Raw genomic sequence first — 14,897 nt, 5'->3', positions numbered from 1 at the left:
AATGCTGGATTCAATGCAGGAAGTCCGCAACCACCTGGGCCGCGCGTCGCTGCTGTTTGTACAGGCCGCACTGGCCAGCCTGGCCTGCGCCTTTGCCCTGCAGTCTGCCGCAGATGGTTTCTCACGATTGAACACGCGGGGCATCGAGAGAGCACAGGCGATCGGTGTCATCCGGGTCTCCGATATCGAAGAGAGGGTGGCGCCTTCGTTGGTGCGATCGGACCTCTCCGCCATCCAGCTCCCTGGCGTCCGGCAGGCGGTCGCCAGCGATTCGGTTCCGTTCGGAGGCAGGGCTCATCATTACGGTGCATGCACCAGTGATGCAGCCATGGCACACGCCATGGCGGCTGGCAGCAGCGACGTGGCAGGCTGTGATCGCATTCCCGTGATAACCGCCAGCCCAGGCCTGTTGACGATGCTGGGGGCACAGGTGGTGAAGGGGCGTTTGCCGGCAGACCATGAGGCGACCGACGGCGCGCCGGTCGTGCTGATCAGCGAGGCATTGGCCGTCCATCTGTTTGGCTCGGAGAGCGCCGTGGGTCGTCAGCTGTACTTCGGGCCGGGAAGCAGCAGGGTGATCGTGGGTGTGTTCTCGTCCATCGTCGGGCCTGCGCCAAGTGGAAACGATCGGGACTCGCAGTGGGCGCTGTTTCCCGGTTTTCCAACCGGTGCGAGCCGCTATTACCTGATCGGATCCCACTCGGAGGTGGATCGCGTGTTGCTTGACCGCACCGTTGAGGCGCTGCGGCAGCCCTATCGCGTCGTGAATCCGACAGGCGTTGACACGTTGGCCGGATATCGCGATGCCTACCTTCGTGCAGACCGCTTCACGACGGCCATGCTCGCTTTCATGGCAGCGGTGGTCCTGGGTGTGCTGATGGCCGGCGTGTCCGGCGTGGTAGGCGCATGGCTGGAGCGTAGGCGGCGCTCCATCGGTATCCGTCGAACGTTGGGTGCGCGCGCATCGGTGATCTTCACGGAGATCATCTTCGAAGTCAGCATTTTCACCATTCCTGGCGCCGTGCTGGGCGCGTGTTCGCTGTACCTGTTCTGGTCGCCCGAGGACCGAAGCTCGATATCGTCGTGGCTGACAGGGTTGGCGTTCATGTTGGTGATGGTGGCGAGTCTTGCTGCCCTGCTGCCCCGTGCATGGCGAACGGTGCGGGAGGAGCCATTGGCGTTGTTGAAGCCGTTCTGATTCGTTCGCCCGTGAGCCCAGCTCCCCCTGCGACAAAGTGAAGCAGCGCGTCACCCGGTCGCATCCCACCTTAACGAAATCCTCCTAAAGTGGTCCGGTATCCCACCGGTCACAGGCAGGAGGCGTCCCTTGGACGCGTTGTTGTTGTCCCGGATCCAGTTCGGATTCGTCATCAGTTTCCACGTGCTGTTCCCCGCCTTCACCATCGGTACGGCCAGCTGGCTGGCCTTCATCGAATGGCGCTGGCTGCGCACGAAGTTGCCCGTGTGGCGCGAGCTGTATTTCTTCTGGCAGAAGATCTTCGCGGTGTCGTTCGGCATGGGCGTGGTCAGCGGCATCGTCATGGCCTTCCAGTTCGGCACCAACTGGCCACGGCTGAGCGAGGTGGCCGGCACGGTCATCGGCCCGCTGCTGACCTACGAAGTGCTGACCGCGTTCTTCCTGGAAGCCAGCTTCCTCGGCGTGATGATGTTCGGCTGGGGCCGGGTTTCGCCGCGCCTGCATTTCCTGTCCACCTGCATGGTGGCGCTGGGCACGCTGTTCTCCACGTTCTGGATCCTGTCGTCCAACAGCTGGCTGCATACGCCGGCCGGCTACGAGATGGTCAACGGCATCGTGCATCCGGTGGACTGGTGGCAGGTGGTGTTCAATCCCTCGTTCCCCTACCGCCTCGCGCACATGGCGCTGGGCTCGTTCATCACCACCTGTTTCGTGATTGGTGGCGTGGGTGCGTGGTACCTGCGCAGGGGCACGCACGTGGAAGCGGGCCGGCGCATGCTGATCGCCGCTGTGGCATTCGCCGCGCTGACCGTGCCGGTGCAGATCTTCGTCGGCGACATGCATGGCCTGAACACGCTCAAGCACCAGCCGATGAAGATCGCGGCGGTGGAAGCGCATTGGCATGAGACCCGGGAAGGCGAGGGTGTACCGCTGGTGGTGTTCGCGCTGCCCAACGAGAAGGAGGAGCGCAACGATTTCGAAGTGGCCATCCCGAAGCTGGGCAGCGTGATCCTGACCCATAGCCTGGACGGCACCTTCGACCCGCTCACTTCGGTACCGTCCAGCGAGCGGCCGCCGGTGACGCCGGTGTTCTTCGCCTTCCGCATCATGGTCGGGCTGGGCACGCTGATGCTGCTGCTGGCCTGGGTGTCGGCGTTCCAGTTGTGGCGCAGGAAGCTGCTGGATTCGCCGTGGCTGCTGCGCGGCTGGAACTGGATGCTGCCCAGCGGCTTCATCGCGCTGCTGTCCGGGTGGTTCGTCACCGAGATGGGCCGCCAACCGTGGGTGGTGTATGGCGTGCTGCGCACCGCTGATGCGGTCGGCCCGCAGAGCGCGTGGATGACCGCGCTGTCGCTGGCGGTCTACGTCGTTGGCTACGCCTTCGTGTTCGGCTGGGGCATCTGGTACCTGGTGAAGATCCTGCGCCACGGACCGCGTCCGCACGATGATGGGCCATCGCTGGACCACGGCAGCCACACCCCGGCACGCCCGCTGTCGGCGGCCGACGAACCGCTGGAGGAGCGCTGACATGGACCTGATGACCTGGCTGCCGGTGGCGTGGTTTGCGGTGATCGGCTTCGGCGTGCTGATGTACGTGGTGCTGGACGGCTTCGTGCTCGGTATCGGCATCCTGGCCCCGTTCGCCGAGGACGAGGAGCAGCTGGACCTGATGATGAACACCGCCGCGCCGATCTGGGACGGCAACGAGACCTGGCTGGTACTGGGCGGCGCCGGGCTGCTGGCGGCGTTCCCGAAGGCCTATGCGGTGCTGTTGTCGGCGCTGTACCTGCCGGTGCTGTTGCTGGTGGTGGCGCTGGTGTTCCGCGGCGTGGCCTTCGAGTTCCGCTTCAAGGCGCATCGATCGCGCCGGCTGTGGAGCGTGGCGTTCGGCCTCGGTTCGCTGCTGGCGACCTTTGCCCAGGGCGTGATCCTCGGCACCCTGGTGCAGGGCATCCCGCTGGTGGACGGCGTCTACCAGGGCGGCGCATTCACCTGGTTCAGCCCGTTCGCGATGCTGACCGGTGCTGCGTTGGTGGCTGGCTATGCGTTGTTGGGCAGCACCTGGCTGATCCTGAAGACCGGAGGGCGCGTGCAGGCGCTGGCGCGGCAGCTGACCCGGCCGCTGGTGGTGGCGGTGATCGCGGCGATGGGCCTGGTCAGCAGCTGGCTGCCGTTCCTCGATTCGCGGTTGATGGATCGCTGGTTCAGCGACGGCAACTTCTGGTGGCTGTCGCCGGTGCCTTTGCTGACCCTGGCGGTGGCTGCCGCGCTGTGGCGCAGCGCGACCCATCCGCGCCGCGACCTGCCGCCGTTCCTGCTCAGCCTGGCCCTGTTCGTGCTCGGCTTCCTCGGCCTGGTGCTGGGCATGTGGCCCTACCTGCTGCCGCCGTCGATGACCCTGTGGCGGGCCGCCGCGCCGGCCTCCTCGCTGGGCTTCAGCCTGGTCGGCCTGGTCATTCTGCTGCCGGTCATCCTCGGCTATACGGCGTGGTCGTACCGGGTGTTCCGCGGCAAAGTGCGCGCCGATAGCGGTTACCACTGATCGATTGAAGCGGGGCCCGCCGGTGCCGGGCCCCCTGTTGTGGAATGTGAAATCTGCACACCCCGGGCGGGACGTGCTAGCGTGCGCTCCTTTCCGGCAGCCAGGGGGGCAGCCGGCGACGTCCTGGACGGACGCACGGCTGCGGGAACGGGGGGCCGCCGCGCGTCGCCGTAATGGCTCGTGCCTATCGTTCTCCCGTTGAAGCACCTTCGCTAATGATCGAATTCTCCATCGTCGACTGGGCTGCCTGGGCGCCCGGCCTGAGCGAGCGTAGCCAGTGGCTGGGCTGGGCCGATGCGCCGTATCCGCCGGTTGGCGAAGACACGCCGCCGCTCGCCGAAATCCCGGCAATGCAGCGCCGTCGAATCGAGCGGCTGGGCCGGATGGCGATCCAGGCTGCCTGCTGGTGCGAGGACGGGCAGGGCGCTGACAGCCAGGTGCCGCTGGTGTTCGCCAGCCGCCACGGCGACGTGGCCCGTTCGATGGAGCTGCTGGGGGCGCTCGCCAGCGATCAGCCCCTGTCACCGACGGGGTTCGGCCTGTCGGTGCACAACGCGATCGCTGCGTTGTACTCGATCGCGCGCGGTCACCGCGGCAACTACCTGGCGCTGGCCGCCGGCCAGGCCACGGTCGAGACCGCCTGCCTGGAAGCGGCCGGTCTGCTCGCCGATGGCGCCCGCGAAGTGCGGGTGGTGGTCTATGAGTCGCCGCTTCCTGAAATTTACGCGACGTTTGCCGACGAACCTGACCCGTTCTTTGCCTGGTGCTGGCGTTTGACGGCGCCGATGCCGGGCCAGCCGATCCTCTCCCTGCAGTGGGAGGCGGCGCCGGAGGCCACTGCCACCGCCCCGGGCACGCTGCCGCACGCGCTGGACCTGCACCGCTTTCTGCTGTCCGGCGCGCCGGCGCTGGAGCACGTGGCTCAGGGCCAGCGTTGGCGCTGGGGGCGCCGTGGCTGAGGCGCTGCGCCGTCTCGATCATGCTTGGCGGGTGCTCGGCACCGGCCTGAGCTTTGCCGCATTCGGCTTGGGCGGGCTGCTGCTCGGCGTTCTGGTGATGCCGGTGTTGCTGCTGATGCGTGATCCGGTGGCGCGGCGCCGCCGTGCCCGGCGCGTGGTCCAGGTCGCGTTCGCCAGCCATCTGCGGCTGATGCGCGGGCTGGGGGTGATGACCTACGAGATCGAGGGCGGCGAACGCCTGCAGCGCGACGGCCTGCTGGTGCTGGCCAACCACCCGACCCTGATCGACGTGGTTTGCCTGATCTCGCTGCTTCCCAACGCCGACTGCGTGGTCAAGCGGGCGGTGGCCTGCAACCCGTTCATGCGCGGCCCGGTGCGGGCTGCCGGCTACATCTCCAATGACGATGGCGCCGGCCTGGTCGATGACTGTGTGGCCGCAGTGCGCGCTGGAGGCACCCTGGTCATCTTCCCGGAAGGCACCCGCAGCGTGCCGGGGCAGCGACCGCGGCTACAGCGCGGGGCCGCCAACATCGCCGTACGGGGCCGCATCGACGTCACCCCGGTGCGGATCACCTGCAGCCCGCCAACGCTGACCAAGGGGCAGAAGTGGTATCGTGTCCCCTCACGTCGCTTTCACGTTCGGCTGCAGATCGGCGAAGATATCCCGATCGCGCCATTTCTGGCCGAAGACGACTCGCCAAGGGGGGATGCCTTGGCGGCCCGTCGCGTCACCGAGCACCTTTCTCGTTATTTCGACCTGTCTGGAGATCCGAACCGTGCAAGCACTTGAGCACGAGATCAAGGAATTGATCATTTCCTCCCTTTCGCTGGAGGACATCACGCCGGAGGACATCGATCCGACCGCGCCGCTGTTCGTCGAGGGCCTCGGCCTGGATTCGATCGACGCGCTGGAGCTGGGACTGGCGCTGCAGAAGAAGTACGGTGTCAGCCTCTCGGCCGATTCGGAAGAAACCCGTCGCCATTTCTCCAGCGTGCGCGCGCTCGGCGAGTTCGTCGCCGCCCGCCAGTCGTAACGGCGCCAGGAATTGCCATGACCAAGAATGAACTGTTCGAACGCATCGTCAGCATCCTGACCGACAGCTTCGAGATCGAAACGGCCCGGATCACCCCGGAAGCCCGCCTGTACGACGACCTGGACATCGACAGCATCGATGCGGTGGACCTGATCGTGCAGCTCAAGCCGCTGCTCGGCCGCAACCTGCAGCCGGAAGCGTTCAAGGCCGTGCGTACCGTGCAGGACATCGTCGATGTGGTGCACAGGCTGCTGCCGGACCAGGCAGCCGCCTGACCGCAGCGCCGACGGCTCCACCATGGCACGCGCACGCACGGTCGTGGTGGCTGCGATCTCGCTGGCCTACCCGGTACTGGTGTACCTGGCGATGGGTCGTTTCGAGCCACGCTGGCTGTCGCTGCTGCTGTTCACCCTGGCCCTGCTGCGCGCGCTGAGTTCGCGCCAGCCGCTGTGGTGGGCCGCAGCGGCGGGCACCGGCCTGCTGGCGGTACTGGCTACCGTGCTCAACCAGGCCCTGCCACTGAAGCTGTACCCGGCGCTGGTCAATGCGGTGATGCTGGCAGTGTTCGGCACCAGCCTGCGCTTCGGGCCACCGCTGGTGGAGCGCCTGGCGCGGCTGCAGGAGCCGGACCTGCCCCCGTTCGCGGTGGCCTATACCCGACGCGTCACCCAGGTGTGGTGCGGGTTTTTCGTTCTCAACGGCAGCCTGGCCCTGCTGACCGCGCTGTACGCGTCGGACCGGGCCTGGATGCTCTACAACGGATTGTTGGCGTACGTCATGATGGGCGTGTTGTTCGCAGGGGAGTGGCTGGTGCGGCGGCGGGTGAAGGCGGCGCACGCGCATGGCTGAGTGGATTCCCCTTGACAGGCTGCTGCTGGAGGCGCGGCCGCAGCGCAATGTTGGCGTCTGCGATGGCGAGGTGATCGACCACGCCCGCTTCCGCCAGCGCGTGCTGGGCTGGCGCGCCGCCTTTGCGGCGGCCGAAGGCCGCGACTGGGCCCTGTACTTCGATGACGCCGTGGCCTTCGCGGCGGCGCTGTTCGGTGCCTGGCATGCCGGCAAGCGGGTGTTCCTGGCGGCCGACAACCTGCCGGCCACGCTGCAGGCACTGCAGCCGCAGGTGAGCGGTTTCGCGGGTGATGTCAGCGCCGACTACCACCCGCTGGCGGCACTGGACACCACGGTGGACGATGAACTGCAGGCGCTGGACGAGCGCGCCTGCGAGCTGTGCGTGTTCACCTCCGGCAGCACCGGCCAGCCCAGTGCGATCGGCAAGCGCCTGGACCAGCTGGCGCGCGAGGTGGAGGCGCTGCAGGCCGCGTTCGGCGCGCAGATGGAGGGCGTGCAGGTCCATGGCACGGTATCCCACCAGCACATCTACGGCCTGCTGTTCCGCGTGCTGTGGCCGTTGGCCGCCGGCCGCCTGATCCATCCACGCCGGTTCTTCCATGAAGACCTGGTGGGTGCGCTGGCCGGTACCGACACGGTGCTGGTGGCGACGCCAGCCCACCTCAAGCGCCTGCCCGAGCAGCTGGACTGGGCCAGCCTGCATGGCCGCCTGCGCGCGGTGTTCTCCTCCGGCGGCCCGCTGCCGGAAGAAGCCGCACGCCAGGTGCGGCAGTGGCTGGGTGTGGCGCCGACCGAGGTTTACGGCAGCAGCGAAACCGGTGGCATCGCCTGGCGCCGCTGGGACACCGACCTGCCACCGTGGCAACCGTTGCCGGGCGTGCAGTGGCGCATCGAGGATGGCTGCCTGGCCGTCGCCTCGGCGCATCTGGAAACCCTCGACTGGTGGCGTACCCAGGACCGCGTGGAAGCGTTGGCCGATGGCCGGTTCCGCCTGCTGGGCCGGGCCGATCGCATCGTCAAGATCGAAGAACGCCGCGTCTCGCTGGATGCACTGGAGCGCGCGCTGCGCGAAGACGCCGAAGTGGACGACGCGCGCGTGCTGGTCCTGCCCGGCCAGCGCGAGCAGCTGGCGGCCGTGGTGGTACCGGCTGACCGGGCGCTGCTGGCGGGTGGTGACACCGCGCGCCGCGCCCTGGGCCAGCGCCTTGGCGCGCGCCTGGCGCACGCGCATGACGCAGTGACCCGGCCGCGCCGTTGGCGCCTGGTGCAGGCGCTGCCGATCAATGCGCAGGGCAAGGTAACCCAGGCGGCGCTGGCAGCGCTGTTCCAGCCACTGATGCCGGTGCCGGTCTGGGACCGCCGCGACGCCGCCAGCGCCACCCTGCGCATGACCCTGGACCCGACGCTGCGGCCGTTCCAGGGCCACTTCCCCCAGGCAGCGATCCTGCCCGGCGTGGCGCAGCTGGATTGGGCGGTGCGTTTCGGCCGCCAGGTGTTCGCAATGCCGGCAGCGTTTCTGCGCATGGATGCGGTGAAGTTCCAGCATGTGGCCCGCCCCGGCGATGAGCTGACCCTGCAGCTGGAGTGGGATGCCGCACGCAGCGCGCTGGCCTTCCGTTACACCTCCAGCCATGGTGTGCATGCCAGCGGCAAAGTGGTCTTCGCCGATGCGGACTGATCCGGCCGTTGCCGGTGCCGCATTCGCGCCACTGGTGGTGATTCCCGTCTACGACCACGAGCACGCCATCGCGGCGGTGCTCGACGGCGTGCAGGCCGCGGGACTGCCCTGCCTGCTGGTCGACGATGGTTCGCACGATGGGTGCGCGGCGGTGCTGCGCGCGCTGGCACAGCGCCAGGGCGTCGACCTGCTGCGCCTGGACATCAACCAGGGCAAGGGCGGGGCGATGCTGGCCGGTTTTGCCGAGGCCGGCGCGCGTGGCTACAGCCACGTGCTGCAGATCGATGCCGACGGCCAGCACGATACCGCTGACCTGCCACGCTTCATCGAAGCCGCGCGCGCCCATCCCGAGGCGGTGATCTGCGGCATTCCGGCTTACGACGCCAGTGTTCCCAAGGCGCGCCTGTATGGCCGCTACGCCACCCACATCTGGGTCTGGATCAACACGCTGTCGCTGCACCTGCGCGACACCATGTGCGGCTTACGCGTGTATCCACTGCCGCCGGTGCTGCGCCTGATCGGTGAAGAGACCATCGGCCGGCGCATGGATTTCGATACCGAAATAATGGTGCGCCTGTACTGGCGCGGGCTGCCGGTCGAGCACCTGGCCACGCGCGTGACCTATCCCGCCGATGGCGTGTCGCACTTCGATGTGTGGCGCGACAACGTGCGCATCAGCCGCATGCATACCCGTCTGTTCTTCGGCATGCTCTGGCGCGCGCCGCGCCTGCTGTGGCGCCGCCTGCGGGGGCAGCGCTGAGATGACGGCCGCGCAGGGCGCTCCACACTGGGCCGACATCGGCGAATCCACCTCTGTGGCCGGCGTGCTGTTCCTGTGCTGGGTGCACCGCTGGTTCGGGCGCTGGCCGTTCCGCCTGTGCGTGTGGCCGGTGGTGGCCTGCCATTGGCTGGGCAACCGTGTGGGGCGACAGGCCTCGATGCAGTACCTGCAGCGGCTGCAGGCGCACAGCGGCGTGCTCGGCCGCGCGCCGAAACGGCGTGACAGCCTGCGCCACTTCTTTACCTTCGCCGACACGATGCTGGACAAGATCCTCGGCCTGGGCGGGCGCTACCCGGCCGAACGCATCCACCTGCACCGCGACCTGGTGCTGCAGAAGATCGCGCGCCGCGAGGGCGGGCTGATCCTCACCGCGCACATCGGCTGCCTGGAGCTGTGCCAGGTGCTGGCCGAGCAGGTGCCGGGATTCCGCATCACCGTGCTGGTGCATACCGCACACGCGCAGCGCTTCAACCGTCTGCTGCAGCGGCTGGACCCGCTGGCGGCGGTGGAACTGGTGCAGGTGACCGAAATGGGGCCGGCCACGGCGGTGATGCTGGCCGAGCGCGTTGCGGCGGGGGGCTTCGTTGCCATCGTCGGCGACCGCACGCCGGTACAGGGTGGCCGCAGCGTCACCGCCGATTTCCTGGGCCACCGCGCGCCGTTCCCGATCGGCGCCTATGTGCTCGCCGCCGCGCTGGGCTGCCCGGTCTACACCATGGCCTGCCTGCACCAGGGCGACGGCTATCGGGTGGCATTCGAACAGTTCGCCGAACGCATCGTGCTGCCGCGTGGCTCGCGCGACGCCGCGCTGGCCGAACAGGCACAGCGCTTCGCGCGCTGGCTGGAACTGCAGGTCATCCAGTCCCCGTTGGACTGGTTCAATTTCTTCCCCTTCTGGGATCAGGCTCCGCATGACGACTGACGCCGTACCCGTGTGCCGCTTTGGCGATGCACCGTTGACCATCGAAGACGTGGTTGCCCTGGCCCAGCGCCAGTGTGAGGCCGCACTGAGCGACGCGCCGGCATTCCGCGCGCACATCCAGCGCGGCGCCGACTTCCTCGACCGCCTGCTGCGCGAGGACGGCGTGATCTACGGTGTAACCACCGGCTATGGCGACTCGTGCACGGTGAACATCCCGCCGGCACTGGTGGCTGAACTGCCGCACCACCTGTACACCTACCATGGCTGCGGCCTGGGCCGTTACCTGGACCCGGTCGAGACCCGTGCGGTGCTGGCCGCGCGCCTGGCGTCGCTGGTGCGCGGCATGTCCGGTGTCAGCCTGCCGCTGCTGGAAGGCCTGGCCACGCTGCTGCAGCACGACGTGCTGCCGATGATTCCGGCCGAAGGCTCGGTCGGTGCCAGTGGCGACCTGACCCCGCTGTCGTACGTGGCGGCAGTGCTGTGCGGCGAACGCGAGGTGCTGCACGAGCGCCGCGTGCAGCCGGCGGCCGAGGTGCTGGCGAAGATCGGCATGACCCCGCTGAAACTGCGGCCGAAGGAAGGCCTGGCGATCATGAACGGCACAGCGGTGATGACCGGCCTGGCCTGCCTGGCCTGGCAGCGCGCCGATTACCTGGCCCGCATGGCCACGCGCCTGACCGCGTTCAACGTGCTGGCCAGCGACGGCAACGCGCACCACTTCGACGAAACCCTGTTCGCGGCCAAGCCGCACCCGGGCCAGGGCCGCATCGCCGCGCGCCTGCGCAGCGACCTGCACAGCGAACGCCCGCCGCGCAATGAACGGCGCCTGCAGGACCGTTACTCATTGCGCTGCGCGCCGCACGTCATCGGCGTGCTGGAAGACAGCCTGCCGTTCCTGCGCCAGCTGATCGAAACCGAGCTGAACAGCGCCAACGACAACCCGCTGATCGATGCCGATGGCGAGCGGATCCTGCACGGCGGCCACTTCTACGGCGGCCACATCGCGCTGGCGATGGACACCCTGAAGAACACCGTGGCCAACGTTGCCGATCTGCTCGACCGGCAGCTGGCGCTGGTGGTCGATGCCCGCTACAACCATGGCCTTCCGGCCAACCTGTCGGCGGCCACCGGCCCGCGCGCGGCCATCAACCATGGCCTGAAGGCGCTGCAGATCAGCGTTTCGGCCTGGACCGCCGAAGCGCTGAAGCAGACCATGCCGGCCAGCGTGTTCTCGCGCTCCACCGAGTGCCACAACCAGGACAAGGTCAGCATGGGCACCATTGCCGCGCGCGACTGCCTGCGCGTGATCGAGCTGACCGAGCAGGTGGTGGCCGCGATGCTGATCGCTGCCCGCCAGGGCCTGGCGCTGCGCGAACGGGTTGGCCTGAATGCGCAGCTGCATGGCAGTCTGGCCGACATGTACGCCGACCTGGGGCAGCGCATCGCCCTGGTCGAAGAAGACCGCGCGCTGGATCGCGAACTGCGGGAACTGCTGGTGGAGATCCGCGCGCAACGTTGGGAGCTGTACGCCGGTGAATGAGGCCATCGAACGGGTTGGCGAAATCGCGTTGACCCCTGCCTTCCATGACTGCGATCCGATGAACGTGGTCTGGCATGGCAACTACTTCAAGTACTTCGAGATCGCGCGCTGCGCGCTGCTCGGGCGCTACGGCTACGACTATCCACAGATGCTCGAATCGGGCTACCTGTGGCCGGTGGTCGATGCGCGGGTGAAGTACGTGCGGCCGCTGCTGTTCAACCAGGCCCTGCGCGTGGTCGCGCGCATCGTGGAATGGGAGAACCGGCTGAAGATCGAGTATGAAATCCTCGATGCGGAAAGCGGCCAGGTGCTGACCCGCGCGATGACCATCCAGGTCGCGGTGGACGCGGCCAGCAAGGAAATGCTGTACCAGTGCCCGCCGGTACTGTGGGAACGCCTGGGAGTGCCTGCACCGTGAACACCCTTGTCCGTCTTTCCAGCGCGCTGCTGTGCGCGCTGATCTTCGTTGCCGCACCGCAGGTGCAGGCGGCCGACCCCGCCATTGATGCGATCACCCAGGCGGTGGCGCGGCCGGACGTGCTGCGTGGCCAGTTCAGCCAGGAAAAGCAGGTCAGCGGCTTCAGGAACCCGCTGCGCTCGCAGGGCCAGTTCGTGGTCGCGCGCCAGCATGGCGTGATCTGGACCACGCTCAAGCCGTTCCCCTCCGAAGTGGTGGTCACCGCCGACCGCATCCTCAGCCGCCAGCGCGATGGCAGCACCCGTGTCGAGCTCGATGCACGGCAACAGCCGGCGATGCGTTCGGTGAACGCGATCATGTTCGCGCTGATGAGTGGCGACGTGCAGGCGCTGTCCGGCCAGTTCAACGTGGCGGCCAGCCGTGAAGGGCAGGGCTGGCGGCTGCGGCTGACGCCGAAGTCGGCGATGCTGGCCAAGGCCTTCGAGTCGCTGACCCTGCAGGGCGACCGCTACGTGCGCCAGGTCGAGATCGTCGAGGCCAACAAGGACCGCACGCAGATCCAGTTCAGCGCGTTGAGCGAGGCCCCGGCTACGCTCAGCGCCGACGAGGCCCGCCGTTTTGAGTGAGGCTGTGGCATCGAACGCACCGGACCGCCTGCGGCGCTGGTGGCACTGGCTGGGCATCGCCTGGCTGGTGTTGCTGCTGGCGCTGGGCGCACAGCAGTGGCAGCTGTGGAGCCAGCAATCGCGGATCGACACCGACATCCTCGCCCTGCTGCCGCAGGATGCACATGACCGCCTGTTGAGCGATGTCACCCGGCGCATCGCCGATGGCAGTTCGCGGCAGGTGGTGGTACTGCTCGGCAGCCAGGACGGTGCCGTCGCCAAGCGCGCGCAGTCCGCGTTCGCTGCGGCCATGGCCAAGGACGCCGATCACGCGTTGCTGGTGCCCAGTGGTTCCATCGAGGGCTGGTTCGATGAGGCGCGCGCGTTCTATGCGCCGTACCGTGACCGGCTGCTGACGCCGGCCCAGCGCGAGCAGTTGAAGGGCAGCGAGCCGGGGGCGCTGGCGGAGCAGGCGTTGGCTGCGCTGTACGGTCCGATGGGCGCCCCACGCCTGACCGATTGGCGCCAGGACCCGCTGTCGCTGTGGCCGCAATGGTGGCAGCAGCAGGCGCAGGGCTCGGGGTTGCGGCTGGGCGATGACGGCCTGCTCGAAGCCGAGGGCAGGCATTGGGCCGTGCTGCAGTTCGATACACCTGGTTCGGCATTCCAGCTTGACGGCGAACGCCATCTCGATGGCCTGCTGGAACGCGCCGGAAAGGCGGCCAAGGCCGTAGCACCGGAGCTGGAGATCCTGCACGCCGGCGTGCCGCTGCATGCCGAGGCAGCCGCAGTGCAGGCCAACCGTGAGATCAACACGATCGGCTGGGGCTCGCTGGCCGCGGTGCTGCTGCTGGTGTGGCTGGCGTTCCGTTCGCTGCGCCCGATCCTGCTGGTCGCCGCGTCATTGCTGATCGGCTGTGGCGTGGCGCTGGCGGTGACCGTGCTGGTGTTTGGCAAGGTGCACGTGCTGACCCTGGTGTTCGGTGCATCGCTGGTGGGTGTGGCCGAGGATTACGGCATCCACTGGTTCGCCTCGCGCCAGGCCGAGCCGGCCGATCGTCGCTGGAAGCTGCTGCGGCACCTGCTGCCCGGCCTGTGGCTGGCCCTGCTGACCAGCGCGCTGGCCTACCTGGCACTGGGCCTGGCCCCGTTCCCGGGCCTGCGCCAGATGGCGCTGTTCTCGGTGGTCGGCCTGGCGGCTGCTTTCCTCACGGTGATCTTCTGGTTCCCGTGGCTCGATGGCGGCGAGATCCGCCAGACCCGGTTCTCGCAGTGGCTGGGCAATACGCTGGAACGTTTCCCGCGCCTGCATGGCCGTCGCGCGGTGACGATGTTCGTGGTGATCACGCTGGCACTGTCTGCAATCGGCATCGCACGCCTTCACAGCAACGACGACCTGCGCAGCCTGCAGTCGTCACCGCCAGCGTTGATGGCGCAGCAGATCCGCCTGAGCCAGCTGCTGGGCATGCCCAGCCCGGCGCAGTTCTATCTGGTGCAGGGCAGTGACGCTGCACAGCTGCTGCAGCGCGAAGAAGCACTGACCGAACGCCTGCGTGTGCTGGCCAACGACAAGCGCATCGGCGGTTACCGCGCGATCAGTGACTGGCTGCCGTCGCCGGCACGCCAGCAGGCCGACGCCGCGCTGACCGCGAAGGTGGAACCTGGCGTGCTGCAGGCCGTGTCCGATGCGGTCGGAGAACCCTTGCCGCGCCCCGACTTCGCCACCACGCCGCTGACCGCGGAGGCGTTCCTGGCCTCGCCGGCCTCGCAGCCGTTCCGTCACCTGTGGGTGGGTGAAGTCGGTGGGCAGATGATCAGCGTGGTGATGGTCGATGACCTGTCGCGCGCCGATGCGCTGGCGACCCTGCGCGGGGCGGCCGAAGGCCTGCCCGGCGTGCGCTGGGTGGACCGCACCGCCGACTTCTCGCAGCTGCTGGGCCACTACCGCAAGCTGATGGGCGGGCTGCTGCTGGTCGGCATTGCACTGGTGTTCGGTGCGCTGTGGTTGCGCTACCGCCGCCAGGCCTGGCGCGTGTTTGCCCCGACCCTGATTGCCGGCGCATTGACCCTGGGCCTGCTGGGCCTGTTCGGCCAGCCGCTGCAGCTGTTCAACGTGCTGGCACTGATGCTGCTGCTGGGCATGGGCATCGACTACGGCATTTTCCTGATCGAGCACCGCGGCGATGCCAGCGCCTGGCTGGCGGTGTGCGTGGGCGCGGCCAGCACCTGGCTGTCGTTCGGCCTGCTGGGCCTGTCGCAGACCCCGGCGTTGCGCGCGTTCGGCCTGACCCTGCTGTTCGGCATCGGCCTGGTCTGGCTGATCTCGCCGCTGTTCCGTCCGCCGCCGCACGATCTGCCGCCGGCCTGAGCC

Annotated in this window: 15 protein-coding genes; all 15 read left to right on the top strand. The window is 68.1% G+C overall.

Annotated elements, in window-relative coordinates:
* The first annotated feature begins 1 nt into the window (after position 1).
* A complete protein-coding gene (locus G370_RS0117290; RefSeq protein WP_032955470.1) occupies positions 2-1,198 on the top strand; it encodes an ABC transporter permease in 1,197 nt (398 codons plus the stop codon).
* A gap of 129 nt (positions 1,199-1,327) precedes the next feature.
* Positions 1,328-2,725, top strand: coding sequence for a cytochrome ubiquinol oxidase subunit I (locus tag G370_RS0117285; protein WP_019661719.1), 1,398 nt, complete (start codon positions 1,328-1,330; stop codon positions 2,723-2,725).
* A gap of 1 nt (position 2,726) precedes the next feature.
* Complete coding sequence (gene cydB / locus G370_RS0117280; protein WP_019661718.1) at positions 2,727-3,740, top strand: cytochrome d ubiquinol oxidase subunit II; 1,014 nt, start codon at positions 2,727-2,729, stop codon at positions 3,738-3,740.
* Positions 3,741-3,955: 215 nt separating this feature from the next.
* Positions 3,956-4,699 (top strand): beta-ketoacyl synthase chain length factor, encoded by a 744-nt coding sequence (locus G370_RS0117275; RefSeq protein WP_019661717.1) that lies wholly within the window; start codon positions 3,956-3,958, stop codon positions 4,697-4,699.
* A complete protein-coding gene (locus tag G370_RS0117270) occupies positions 4,692-5,489 on the top strand; it encodes a lysophospholipid acyltransferase family protein (RefSeq protein WP_019661716.1) in 798 nt (265 codons plus the stop codon). Before G370_RS0117275 ends, G370_RS0117270 begins: the two co-directional genes overlap by 8 nt.
* Positions 5,476-5,733, top strand: coding sequence for a phosphopantetheine-binding protein (locus G370_RS0117265; RefSeq protein ID WP_005411610.1), 258 nt, complete (start codon positions 5,476-5,478; stop codon positions 5,731-5,733). Before G370_RS0117270 ends, G370_RS0117265 begins: the two co-directional genes overlap by 14 nt.
* A 17-nt stretch (positions 5,734-5,750) precedes the next feature.
* A complete protein-coding gene (locus G370_RS0117260) occupies positions 5,751-6,008 on the top strand; it encodes an acyl carrier protein (RefSeq protein WP_006402206.1) in 258 nt (85 codons plus the stop codon).
* Between the two features lie 22 nt (positions 6,009-6,030).
* Positions 6,031-6,582 carry a COG4648 family protein gene (locus G370_RS0117255; RefSeq protein WP_026347223.1) on the top strand — a complete coding sequence of 184 codons (552 nt, stop codon included), beginning with the start codon at positions 6,031-6,033 and terminating at the stop codon, positions 6,580-6,582.
* Positions 6,575-8,260 (top strand): ApeI family dehydratase, encoded by a 1,686-nt coding sequence (locus G370_RS0117250; RefSeq protein ID WP_019661714.1) that lies wholly within the window; start codon positions 6,575-6,577, stop codon positions 8,258-8,260. The genes G370_RS0117255 and G370_RS0117250 overlap by 8 nt, the downstream gene beginning before the upstream one ends.
* A complete protein-coding gene (locus tag G370_RS0117245; RefSeq protein ID WP_019661713.1) occupies positions 8,250-9,020 on the top strand; it encodes a glycosyltransferase family 2 protein in 771 nt (256 codons plus the stop codon). Before G370_RS0117250 ends, G370_RS0117245 begins: the two co-directional genes overlap by 11 nt.
* A gap of 1 nt (position 9,021) precedes the next feature.
* Positions 9,022-9,963, top strand: a complete 942-nt coding sequence (locus tag G370_RS0117240) for a lysophospholipid acyltransferase family protein (RefSeq protein ID WP_019661712.1) — start codon at positions 9,022-9,024, stop codon at positions 9,961-9,963.
* Positions 9,953-11,503, top strand: coding sequence for an HAL/PAL/TAL family ammonia-lyase (locus tag G370_RS0117235; RefSeq protein ID WP_019661711.1), 1,551 nt, complete (start codon positions 9,953-9,955; stop codon positions 11,501-11,503). The genes G370_RS0117240 and G370_RS0117235 overlap by 11 nt, the downstream gene beginning before the upstream one ends.
* On the top strand, positions 11,496-11,921 hold the full coding sequence (locus tag G370_RS0117230) for an acyl-CoA thioesterase (protein ID WP_026347222.1): 426 nt from the start codon (positions 11,496-11,498) through the stop codon (positions 11,919-11,921). The genes G370_RS0117235 and G370_RS0117230 overlap by 8 nt, the downstream gene beginning before the upstream one ends.
* Positions 11,918-12,547: a LolA family protein gene (locus G370_RS0117225; RefSeq protein ID WP_019661709.1), complete on the top strand. Its 630-nt coding sequence runs from the start codon at positions 11,918-11,920 to the stop codon at positions 12,545-12,547. Before G370_RS0117230 ends, G370_RS0117225 begins: the two co-directional genes overlap by 4 nt.
* Positions 12,540-14,894 (top strand): MMPL family transporter, encoded by a 2,355-nt coding sequence (locus G370_RS0117220; protein ID WP_019661708.1) that lies wholly within the window; start codon positions 12,540-12,542, stop codon positions 14,892-14,894. The genes G370_RS0117225 and G370_RS0117220 overlap by 8 nt, the downstream gene beginning before the upstream one ends.
* Positions 14,895-14,897 lie beyond the last annotated feature (3 nt).

The organism is Stenotrophomonas hibiscicola ATCC 19867, assembly GCF_000382065.1.
Lineage (GTDB): Bacteria > Pseudomonadota > Gammaproteobacteria > Xanthomonadales > Xanthomonadaceae > Stenotrophomonas > Stenotrophomonas hibiscicola.
This window is presented reverse-complemented; position numbering and strand designations above follow the sequence as displayed.